This window comes from Streptomyces chilikensis (genome assembly GCF_001642695.1).
Classification (GTDB): domain Bacteria; phylum Actinomycetota; class Actinomycetes; order Streptomycetales; family Streptomycetaceae; genus Streptomyces; species Streptomyces chilikensis.
Window position 1 is genome coordinate 1,440 of sequence record NZ_LWCC02000058.1, and the last position, 6,839, is coordinate 8,278.

Annotated in this window: 6 protein-coding genes; 5 read left to right on the top strand and 1 reads right to left on the bottom strand. The window is 74.9% G+C overall.

Features of this window, described 5'->3' with window-relative positions; all coding sequences use genetic code 11:
- Positions 1-320 precede the first annotated feature (320 nt).
- Positions 321-1,160 carry a tetratricopeptide repeat protein gene (locus tag A2U95_RS22190; RefSeq protein ID WP_206283015.1) on the top strand — a complete coding sequence of 280 codons (840 nt, stop codon included), beginning with the start codon at positions 321-323 and terminating at the stop codon, positions 1,158-1,160.
- A gap of 100 nt (positions 1,161-1,260) precedes the next feature.
- On the opposite strand, the gene A2U95_RS22195 is transcribed toward A2U95_RS22190, so the two are convergent.
- Positions 1,261-2,556, bottom strand: a complete 1,296-nt coding sequence (locus A2U95_RS22195) for a DUF1015 family protein (RefSeq protein ID WP_166026003.1) — start codon at positions 2,554-2,556, stop codon at positions 1,261-1,263.
- Between the two features lie 85 nt (positions 2,557-2,641).
- Here A2U95_RS22195 and A2U95_RS22200 point away from each other — a divergent pair, with 85 nt between their 5' ends.
- The 4 genes from A2U95_RS22200 to A2U95_RS22215 all read left to right on the top strand — a co-directional run bounded on the left by A2U95_RS22200 (position 2,642) and on the right by A2U95_RS22215 (position 6,705).
- Positions 2,642-3,673 carry an HAD hydrolase-like protein gene (locus A2U95_RS22200; RefSeq protein ID WP_166026005.1) on the top strand — a complete coding sequence of 344 codons (1,032 nt, stop codon included), beginning with the start codon at positions 2,642-2,644 and terminating at the stop codon, positions 3,671-3,673.
- A gap of 73 nt (positions 3,674-3,746) precedes the next feature.
- Positions 3,747-4,796: a FecCD family ABC transporter permease gene (locus A2U95_RS22205; protein ID WP_166026007.1), complete on the top strand. Its 1,050-nt coding sequence runs from the start codon at positions 3,747-3,749 to the stop codon at positions 4,794-4,796.
- Positions 4,797-4,801: 5 nt separating this feature from the next.
- Complete coding sequence (locus A2U95_RS22210) at positions 4,802-5,845, top strand: FecCD family ABC transporter permease (protein WP_166026026.1); 1,044 nt, start codon at positions 4,802-4,804, stop codon at positions 5,843-5,845.
- 59 nt (positions 5,846-5,904) lie between these two features.
- A complete protein-coding gene (locus A2U95_RS22215; protein WP_166026009.1) occupies positions 5,905-6,705 on the top strand; it encodes an ABC transporter ATP-binding protein in 801 nt (266 codons plus the stop codon).
- Positions 6,706-6,839 lie beyond the last annotated feature (134 nt).

Below are 6,839 nucleotides of genomic sequence, written 5' to 3' on the forward strand. Positions count from 1 at the left end.
GCGACGACCGCGGCGGCGACCGTGGGGGCTTCCGCCGCGATGACCGCGGTGGTGACCGCGGTGGTTTCCGCCGTGACGACCGTGGCGGCGAGCGTGGCGGGTTCGACCGTCGCGACGACCGCGGCCCGCGTCGTGACGACGACCGCGGCGGGTTCCGCCGTGACGACCGTGGCGGCCGTCCCGGCGGTGGTTTCCGGGGCGGACGCCGGGACGACGACCGCGGTGGTTACCGCGGCCGTGACGACCGTCGCGGTGGCGGCGGTGGCGGGCGGTTCCGCGAGGAGCGGGAGCGTGAGCGCGACCGCGAGCCCATCAAGCGGCTGCCGATCCCCGAGGACGTCACCGGCGACGAACTGGACAAGGACGTCAAGCAGGAGCTCCAGAGCCTGCCGAAGACGCTCGCCGAGGACGTCGCGCGCAACCTGGTGATGGTCGCCCGGCTGATCGACGAGGACCCCGAAGGCGCCTACGGCTACTCCCGGGTCGCCCTGCGGCTGGCCTCCCGCGTCGCCGCCGTCCGTGAGGCCGCCGGCTTCGCCGCGTACGCGAACCAGAAGTTCTCGGAGGCGCTGGCCGAGTTCCGCGCCGCCCGCCGGATGACCGGCACGGTGGACCTGTGGCCCGTGATGGCCGACTGCGAGCGGGGCCTCGGGCGTCCGGAGAAGGCGCTGGACATGGCGGGCGCCGCCGAGGTGCACCGCCTCGACAAGGCCGGCCAGGTCGAGATGCGGCTGGTCGCGGCGGGCGCCCGCCGCGACATGGGACAGCTCGACGCGGCGATCGTGACGCTGCAGAGCCCGGAGCTCGCCTCGAGCGCCGTGCACCCGTGGACCGCGCGGCTGCGTTACGCCTACGCCGACGCGCTCCTGGAGGCCGGTCGCGAGTCCGAGGCGCGTGAGTGGTTCGCCAAGGCGGTCGAGTCGGACCGCGACGGCAGCACCGACGCCTCGGACCGGCTGGCCGAGCTGGACGGCGTGGAGTTCGTGGACGCGCTCGACGAGGACGCCGCCGACGAGGGCGAGCCGGTGATCGAGACCGCCCCCGAGGCCGGCGAGGACGCCGACGCGGAAGCCGACGAGGCCGGTGCCGAGACGGAGGAGCGGCAGGAGGAGACCGGGCGGAAGGCCTCCGAGTCCGTCGAGGACGGCGACGAGGTCTGACGGCGGGTGACCGCGCGCCGTCCGGGCGCGTGAGGTGCACGTGAAGTGAGGGAAAGGGCGGGGCCGACAGGCCCCGCCCTTTCCCGTGTCCCGCCGCCCCTCATTCCCCGACGAGGCGCAGCACCAGGCCGGAGGCGGGCTTCGGGCCGAAGGAGGTGGACTTGCGGGGCATGGTCACGCCCTGTTCGGCCAGTTCCCGCACGACCTCCTCACGCACCGGGTGCAGCAGGACGGCCGTGCCGCCCTCCCGCTCGGCCTGCCGCACGGTGGCCTCGGCGTCGTGGATGTAGGTGATCTGCTCCGGCGAGTCCTCGGGGATGTGCCAGACGTCGTCCAGCAGCGCGCGGTGCAGGACGGTCGCGTCCAGCGAGCGCCAGGCCTCGGGCGGACCGGCGGGGACCGTACGGGCCAGGAGGTCCGGGTCGGGGCGGTCGACCAGGTGGAAGGCGCCGTCGCCGGCGAGCAGGAAGGCGTTGCCCCGGCCGGCGGCGGTCGCGAGGTGCTCCAGGGCCCCGGGCAGGGCGGCGTCGAGCCGGCGGACGCGGAAGAGACCGGTCAGGGCGGAGAGCGCCTCGGGCACCGGCAGGCGGCGCAGCAGACGGTGGATGGCGCGGACCCGCAGCGGATAGCGGGAACTGTCCACCAGCAGCACCAGACCGTGGTCCCAGGGGCCGGGCGACGGCCGCTGGGAGTCGCGCAGCAGCAGGTAGGTCGCCCAGCGGTGGTGGCCGTCGGCGATGAGGGCCCGGCGCCCGCGCAGGTCCTCCTGGGCGGCGGCCTGCTCGGCGGGATCGGTGACCGCCCAGAGACGGTGGGCGACACCGTCCTCGGAGACGGTGGCCAGCAGCGGTTCGCGGGCCGCCGCCGCCTCGACGACGGCCGCCGCGCCGGAGACGTCCCCGTCGCCCCGGTAACTGAGCAGCAGCGGCTCCAGGTTGGCGGAGGTGGCCTGCATCAGGGCCGCCCTGTCGGCCACCACGTGGGGCATGACGTCCTCATGGGGGAGGACCACCCCCTCGGCGGGGTCGGAGAGGCGCAGGGCGCCGATCAGACCGCGCTGCAGCAGGCCGTCGACGCCCCGCTGCTCGTAGACGTAGAGAGCGGGCCGTTCCTCGACGGTCAGGACACCCTCGTCCAGCCAGCGGCGCAGGGTCTGCGCGGCGCGGGCGTTGCGCTCGGCGGGGTCGAGGGCCTGCGGGAGGATCAGCCGGACGATGTTGTGCGGGTCCAGCGCCTCCAGGTGGTGCAGCCCGTCGGGACGGACCACCACGTCGTAGGGCGGGGAGGTGACGGCGGCCAGGCAGCGGACCCGGTCGGCGGCGTAGCGCAGACCGCGGAACGGGCTGAGTTCGAGTCCGTGCCGCCCCTGCTCGCCGCGGTGACCTGCTGTGCTCATTGGGGCATCGTATGTGCGCGGCGGAGGTGAGGGATCATCGGGGGAAGGGGGCCGGAGCCCCATCGGTGCGGGAGGAGCGATGCACATGAGCCGGACGGTCAGGACGCGGCCGGAGAGCAGCGGCGGGCAGGTGCTGCACGAGGTCTACGACACGGCCCTGCTCGACCTGGACGGCGTGGTCTACGCCGGGGGCGAGGCCATCGTGCACGCGGTGGACTCGCTGGCCGCTGCGAGGGACGCCGGCATGCGGCTCGCCTACGTCACCAACAACGCGCTGCGCACGCCCGGCACGGTCGCCGGGCACCTGACGGAACTGGGGATACCGACCGGGGCCGACGAGGTGATCACCTCGGCGCAGGCGGTGGCACGGCTGGTCGCCGAGGCGCTGCCGCCGGGATCCCGGGTGCTGGTGGTCGGCGGCGAGGGACTGCGGGTGGCGCTGCGCGAACGGGGCCTGGAGCCGGTGGAGTCGGCGGACGACGACCCGGCCGCCGTGGTCCAGGGGTACGGGGGGCCGGACATCACCTGGGGGAGGTTCGCGGAGGCCTGCTACGCCATCAGGCGCGGGCTGCCGTGGTTCGCGTCCAACACCGACCTGACGGTGCCGACGGCGCGGGGCATCGCGCCCGGGAACGGGGCGGCGGTCGAGGTGGTGCGGATCGCCACCGGGGCCGAGCCGCGGGTGGCGGGCAAGCCGCTCCCGCCGATGCACCGGGAGACCGTGCTGCGCACCGGCGCGCGGCGGCCGCTGGTGGTAGGGGATCGGTTGGACACCGACATCGAGGGCGCCCACAACGGCGACGTGGACTCGCTGCTGGTGCTGACCGGGGTGACCGACGGCGCCCGGCTGCTGGCCGCGCCGCCGGAGCACCGGCCCACCTACGTCGACGCCGACCTGCGGGGCCTGCTGGCGCCGCAGCCCGAGGTGACGGCGGACGGCGACGGGTTCCGCTGCGGCGGCTGGAAGGCCGTCGCCGGGCCGGAGGAGCTGTCGCTGAGCGGGGAGGGCGAGGCGCTGGACGGGCTGCGGGCGCTGTGCGCGGCGGCCTGGACGGCGGCCGGCGGGAGCGCCTGCCGGCTGGGCGCGGAGAAGGCGCTGGCCCGGCTGGGGCTGTGACCGGCCGGCAGGTCCGGAGGACCGGCGGTCGACGGGGATCGAGCCGGGAGGTTGGTTAGGTTAACCTAACCGGGTGTTCGTAGACACTCCCTCCAAGCAGCGTGTCGAGACGCCGCCCGCCGAGCCCGCGCGGCGGCGCTCCGCCGTGAAGGCCGCCGGCCTGCTGGCCGCGCTCGCGCTGCTGGTCGTCGTCGCGACGGCGAGCATCGCGGTCGGCGCCAAACCGCTCGGCGTGGGCCAGGTCTGGCACGGCCTGTTCGCGGACACCGGAACCTACGGCGACGTCGTCGTGGGGGAGCGGCTGTCGCGGACCGTGCTGGGGCTGCTCGCCGGAGCCGCGCTCGGCCTGGCCGGAGCGGTGCTCCAGGCGCTGACCCGCAACCCGCTCGCCGACCCCGGTCTGCTCGGCATCAACGCCGGGGCCTCGGCCGCGGTCGTCACCGCCATCACCTTCTTCGGCGTCACCTCCATCGGCGGCTACGTGTGGTTCGCCTTCGCCGGCGCCATGCTGGTCGGCGCGCTGGTGTGGTTCCTCGGCGGCAGCCGGGGCGCGACGCCGGTGCGCCTGGCGCTGGCGGGCATGGCGATCGCCGCCGCGCTGCAGGGCTACCTGCAGGCGATGATGATCCTCGACGAGGCGGCGCTGGGCCGGATGCGGTTCTGGACCGTCGGCTCGCTGAGCTCGGCGTCCTGGCAGAGCATCGGCCAGGTGCTGCCGTTCCTCGCGGCCGGAACGGTCCTGGCGCTGGCACTGGCCCGGCCGCTCAACGCGATGGAGATGGGCGACGACACCGCCCGCGCCCTCGGCGCCCACCTCAACCGGACCCGGGCGCTGTCCATGCTGGCGGCCACCCTGCTGTGCGGGGCGGCCACCGCGGCGTGCGGGCCGATCGTCTTCGTCGGCCTGATGGTGCCGCACGTGGTGCGTTCCTTCACCGGGCCGGACCTGCGCTGGATCCTGCCCTACGCCACCGTCCTGTCGCCGGTGCTGCTGCTGGGCGCCGACGTGATCGGCCGTGTCGTGGTGCGGCCCTCGGAGCTTCAGGTCGGTGTCGTCACGGCGGTCATCGGCGGGCCGCTCTTCATCTTCCTTGTCCGACGGCGGAGGACGGCGCAGCTGTGACCACCCTGAAGACCACCCGGCAGCCCGTGCTGCGGATCGGCGGACGCGTCTCGCTGCGGATCCGGATCCGCTCCGTGGCCGTGGTGCTGCTCCTCACCGGCGTCGCCCTCGCCGCGGCGGTGGTGCTGATCGGCACCGGCGACTTCCCGATGTCCTTCGCCGACGTGCTCTCGGTCCTCGTCGGCTCGGGCCATCCGGCCGACGAGCTGATCGTGCGGGAACTGCGGCTGCCGCGGGTCCTGGTGGGACTGCTGGTCGGCGCCTCGCTCGGGCTGGCCGGGGCGCTGTTCCAGGCCGTCTCCCGCAACCCGCTCGGCAGCCCCGACATCCTCGGCCTCGGCCAGGGCGCGACGGCGGGCGCGTTGACGATGATCGTCCTGTTCTCCGGCAGCGCCGCCGCGGTCACGGCCGGCGCGCTGGTGGGCGGCCTGGTCACCGGCACGGCGATCTACGCGCTGGCCTGGAAGCGCGGCGTGCACGGGTACCGGCTGGTGCTGGTCGGCATCGGCGTCAGCGCGGTGATGACCGCGGTCAACAGCTACCTGATCACCAAGGCCGACATGGTCGACGCCGCGCGGGCCGTGGTCTGGATGACCGGCTCGCTCAACGGCCGCGACTGGGCGCAGGTGTGGCCGCTGCTGGCGCTGTGCGCGGTGCTGGTGCCGGTGGTGCTGGCCAACGAGCGGGGCCTGCGGATGACCGAGATGGGCGACGACGCCTCCTACGCGCTGGGCGTGCGCGTCGAGCGGCTCCGGCTGGTGCTGCTCGCCTGCGCGGTGCTGCTCGCCTCGGCCGCCACGGCGGCGGCGGGGCCGGTGGCCTTCGTGGCGCTCACCGCGCCGCAGCTCGCCCGGCGGCTCACCCGGTCGCCCGGGCCGAACCTGGTGCCGTCCCTGCTCATGGGCGCGGCCCTGCTGATCGTCGCCGACCTGCTCTCGCAGCGGGCCTTCGGCTCCGACCAGCTGCCGGTCGGCGTGGTCACCGGCGCGCTGGGCGGCGTCTACCTGCTGTGGCTGCTGGTCACCGAGCGGAAGGCCGGGCGGGTATGAGCGCGCGCCCCGGCGTCGGAAGGGACGACACGTTGAAGCGAAAGAGGAGCACCGGCGCCGTGAACCGACTGTCGGCCGAGAACGTCACCCTCGCCTACGAGCAGCGCGTCATCGCGCGGGAGCTGTCGGTGGAGATACCCGACAACTCGTTCACCGTGATCGTCGGTCCCAACGCCTGCGGCAAGTCGACGCTGCTGCGGGCGCTGTCGCGGATGCTGCGGCCCAGCGAGGGGCGGGTGCTGCTGGACGGGCAGGTCATCCAGTCGCTCCCGGCGAAGAAGGTGGCGCGGACGCTGGGGCTGCTGCCGCAGTCGTCGGTCGCCCCGGACGGCATCACGGTCGCCGACCTGGTGGCCCGCGGGCGCTACCCGCACCAGGGGCTGCTGCGGCAGTGGTCCCCCGAGGACGAGCGGGTCGTCCAGGAGTCCATGGAGCGCACCGGGGTCGCCGGACTGGCCGACCGGTACGTCGACGAGCTCTCCGGCGGTCAGCGGCAGCGGGTGTGGATCGCGATGGCCCTCGCCCAGGAGACGCCGCTGCTGCTCCTCGACGAGCCGACCACCTACCTGGACATCCAGCACCAGCTCGACGTGCTGGACCTGTGCGCGGAGCTGCACGAGGAGCACGGGCGGACGCTGGTGGCGGTGCTGCACGACCTCAACCACGCGGCGCGGTACGCGACCCATCTGATCGCGCTGCGGGGCGGGGAGGTCGTCGCGCAGGGCGCGCCGCGGGACGTGGTGACGGCGGAGCTGGTGGAGCGGGTGTTCGGGATCCGCTGCCAGGTGATCGAGGACCCGGAGGCGGGGACGCCGCTGGTGGTTCCCGCCGCCCGCAAGGCCCGCGCGGCGGCCGTGTGACGCCGCGGGCGCCCCGCGGGCGGCCGTGCCGCGCCGCCGGGTGGCGGGGGTGATCCTTCGCCCCCCTGCGGGCCTTCGGGCCGCCGTGCGGTGCGCGGATCAGGTCCTTCCGCCTGCGGGCAGTCGTGCCGCCA

Coding starts and splice junctions, on each gene's coding strand:
- A2U95_RS22195 (WP_166026003.1), bottom strand. CDS start 2,556: ATGAGCACAGCAGGTCACCGCGGCGAGCAGGGGCGGCACGGACTCGAA.
- A2U95_RS22200 (WP_166026005.1), top strand. CDS start 2,642: ATGAGCCGGACGGTCAGGACGCGGCCGGAGAGCAGCGGCGGGCAGGTG.